Annotated in this window: 2 protein-coding genes; one reads left to right on the top strand and one right to left on the bottom strand. The window is 35.7% G+C overall.

The window, feature by feature from the left end; genetic code table 11:
* Positions 1-153: 153 nt before the first annotated feature.
* A complete protein-coding gene (locus AFK68_RS07240) occupies positions 154-1,023 on the bottom strand; it encodes a hypothetical protein (RefSeq protein WP_246844045.1) in 870 nt (289 codons plus the stop codon).
* 862 nt (positions 1,024-1,885) lie between these two features.
* On the opposite strand from AFK68_RS07240, the gene AFK68_RS07235 reads away from it, so the two are divergent.
* Positions 1,886-3,928: a DNA polymerase III subunit gamma/tau gene (locus tag AFK68_RS07235; protein WP_210407277.1), complete on the top strand. Its 2,043-nt coding sequence runs from the start codon at positions 1,886-1,888 to the stop codon at positions 3,926-3,928.
* Positions 3,929-4,024: the final 96 nt, after the last annotated feature.

Below are 4,024 nucleotides of genomic sequence, written 5' to 3'. Positions count from 1 at the left end.
AAATTAATACTGCTACATAGAAAAGAGGTCAATATTTTTGACTAGAATAATTTTACTTTTCGCAAAAAACATCGTTAATAAATTTCCCAACAGCTAAAAATATCGGGTATTACCATAGCATTTATTTATAGAGTTTTCTTTCTCATTTTTGAATTATTTCTGAATTTTTGCGCCTTTAGTTAAACCTTTTGTTTTGCCCCTCGTAGATTGTTTTGTTGCTCCTTTCGTGACATTCTTTTTAGGTGCGGGTGGTTTTGGTGGTGGTGGAGTAGCACTTTTAGCTGTAGGTCTGTTGGTACGAAATAGAACCCCATCATGAGATTGTTCTAGTACCAACATAGGTGTTGGTTTAGCTTTTTGATCCCAATCAATATGTACAATTCGACCTTGAATTGTAGGAGTCCAATTATCATGGTCATCACTAGGACTAAGATAGGTTTCTAAACAATCAATTATTTGAATAATAGTTTGAGAAGTTGCCTGAGTTGGTAATTTTGTTAGTTTTATTGATACCCTAAATAATACTCTTTTTTTCAGGTCTTTTCCCACTTCTCCGGTCTCATATTCTACCTCAAACATCGAATCAACTTGTCGCCCACTTGGATTGGGTTTTTCTCCTACTGCTGCTTGAGTAGGGCGCAGTGCAACACTAATTTGTTGTTTGACTTTTACCTTAATTTGGTTAACAATAGCAAAGTGGAAAACTTCCTCTGCCATTCGCATTCTTAAGTAGTCTAAGTTAAAATCTCGTGAATGGATTAGGTCAGGATTTTTTTCCATTTTCGATATAGTTCCTACAGCTAATTTATACTTTTGCTGGAGGTCTTTATTTCTAAATTCTTCTACACTAAGTTTCTTATTAAATTGCTTCATTTTTGTTTGGTGAAATATACCTAAAATAATCAGCAATACTAACAATAATCCAGATGCACCCATCCAAATATATTCTCCTTTTGGTAAATTTGGTTGTGGTGCTGGGGAAGCTTGGGCTAACTTTGGTTCCACGACAATAATTGGTGTCATTTCAGTTATCAGTTATCAGTTATCAGTTATCAATACTTCTGGCTGTTTGGGCAGCATTCCGTAGGAAAGCAAGAGGCAAGAAAATCCGAAATTTCCTTTTTTGTCCCCTGGAAAGGGAAGGCTATTGACCTTATTTCTTAGTCAAAATCATCTCTACAGAAAATTTAACAATGAATTTACAGGGATTTTAAGGTGAGAATTAGTAGTTAATGTTTTCAGCATAAATACCTGATAGTTATACTTGTATATATTTGTAGGTAGTTGAGGCTATTGATTGGCCTAAAAATTATAGGTTGTTGAAAATAACCACAGCTATAGGTACAATATACACTCTCAGATAAGTTGACTTGATGGCCTCTAAGGTATGAATTGATTGTGTAATCCTGAATAAGTCCTACAGTCTCATCAAAATTAATACCCTGAAAATTGTCATTAGAATTTAGAATTTAGAATTTAGAATTCAGAATTTAGAAGAATTAGTGGTACTTAGAGACTGTTTGTAAAAGGAATATTAAATCCAGGCTTAGGGTGGCTTAGACGGCAATATTTATGAGTAGAATTCAGAATTTAGAGGAGTTAGAAGGTAGAAATATCCCTCTCATTAGTTCATAATTTAATAACTATCCTATTAACTAGACCTCCATTAATTTGATTGTAAAAAATTACCTAAGATATTTTGAATCTTTGAGTTAGTATTTTATAATCTCTAGACATATTGCTTAACATAAGTTCAATAAAATATACAAATTTTCAAATATTTCTTGAAATATAAAAGTATTTATACTGAATAAAATCTAGTAAAGCTGTATTGATTATCACTTGCAGCTCGACTACATATCCGAAATAATTCTTATTCCTAATTGTGGCCTACGAACCTCTCCATCATAAATATCGTCCTCAGACCTTCGCAGACTTAGTGGGTCAAGACGCGATCGCCCAAACTCTGACTAATGCCATTGATACTCAACGGATCGCTCCAGCATATTTATTCACAGGACCTAGAGGTACAGGGAAAACGTCGAGCGCTCGGATTTTTGCTAAATCTCTCAATTGTCTTAACCATGACCACCCGACACCTAGTCCCTGTGGTTCTTGTGATGTTTGTGTAGGAATTACAAAAGGGTCAACTCTGGACGTGATAGAAATTGATGCTGCTAGCAACACTGGTGTGGACAATATTAGGGAATTAATTGAAAGGGCGCAATTCGCTCCGGTGCAGTGTCGCTATAAAGTATATGTGATAGATGAAGTCCACATGTTGTCGGTGTCCGCTTTTAATGCTTTGCTGAAAACTTTGGAGGAACCACCAGAGCGAGTGGTCTTCATCCTTGCTACTACAGACCCCCAGAGGGTATTAGCAACTATTATATCCCGTTGCCAACGTTTTGATTTTCGCAGAATTCCCCTGGAAGCAATGGTAAACCACTTAGATCATATTGCTACGACGGAAAAAATTGATATTACAATGGAAGCAATACAAATGGTAGCTCAAATTGCTCAGGGTGGGTTACGAGATGCAGAGAGTTTGTTAGATCAGTTGAGTTTGTTGGCGGGTGAAATTTCTGTTGAACGAGTTTGGGATCTAGTGGGAGCGGTGCCGGAACGAGATTTAATGTTACTGTTAGAAGCGATCGCCTCAGATGATTCGACTAAGGTATTGGAATGTACTCGGCAAATTATGGATCGGGGTAGGGAACCAATTATTGTATTGCAAAATTTGGCAGCATTTTATCGAGATTTATTAATAGCAAAAACAGCACCGACAAGTGAAAATTTAGTGGCGTTGACAAAACCTACTTGGGAACAGCTTTGTCAATTTTCTCAAGAGTGGGAAATTAGCACTATTTTAGCTGGTCAAAAGCATTTACAAACATCGGAAGTACAGATTAAAAATACTACTCAACCTCGTTTATGGTTGGAGGTAACTTTATTAGGGTTATTGCCTTCTGCATTGGTAAGTTCAAAAGTAATAGTTGAGTCTTTACCTCAACAACAAATCAGCAGAGAAACAAGTAAAAATATTCCGGTTCAAACTACTCCAAAAACTTCACCTCAAGTAAAATCAAAACCATCTGTTTTTCAACCTCCAGAAGCAAAAATATCGGAGGCAAAAGAAATTCCTCCTGTTCCTAAAAGTGAGGAAAATTTAGTTAGTTCGGAAGCTGTTAATATTAATGCTGAAGAACATAATTTAGAAGAAATTTGGCAACTGGTACTTGCTGAAATTAAACTAAGTAGCCAATCTTTACTACGTCAACCCCAGCCACAAGTTACATTATTAGAGTTTAACAATCAAGTAGCGCGTATTAGTGTTAGTTCTGATAAATGGCAGAAAATGGTAATGTCTAAAGTTACTGATATTGAAGCTGCATTTAAGAAGGTTTTTAATGTTTCGGTAAAAGTTAAAGTAGAAGTAGTAAATCTTAATCAAAAAAATAGGGGTATTAGTGAAAATATTTATCCCAATAATAGGCAAAGAGAAAGTAAAACAACAAATAATGAGAAACAACAAGAAGCTTCTAATTCTGACGATCGAGTTGCAGAAGATGAACCAGAAATTACCCCATCATCTAATACGATAAATTCCCAGAAAGAAAAGAAAATTATCTCAGAGGTTTCCCTGTCTAAACCAGAGTTCAATGATTTGGTGGGACAAGAAAAATTTCCTGTAAGAGAAAGACAGACTGTGGCGATCGCTACTCGTCGGATAGTTGATTTTTTTCAGGGAAAAATAGTAGATATAGAATCAATTAAATTATTAGATAAAACTGATTTACCTGGCACACCTGAGTCTTCAGAAGTATCTATTAATTCTCATATTTTTGAGTCTGAAAATAGTAATTTTGGTATAGATGAACCAGAAGAAAATGAACAGACTGAGTTGGATGATGATGTTGAATTTTAACCAGATTCTCCTAGGTTAAATAGCAAACTTGTAGTGGACTGTTTCACCTAAAACAGTGCATTAGGGGATCAGACTCCGTAGGGGCGGGGTTTTCCC

Origin of the sequence: Hydrocoleum sp. CS-953 (assembly GCF_002260545.1) — a bacterium.
GTDB lineage: Bacteria > Cyanobacteriota > Cyanobacteriia > Cyanobacteriales > Microcoleaceae > Trichodesmium.
The sequence above is the reverse complement of the archived record's forward strand: the minus strand, read 5'-3'. Positions and strand labels throughout refer to the sequence as shown.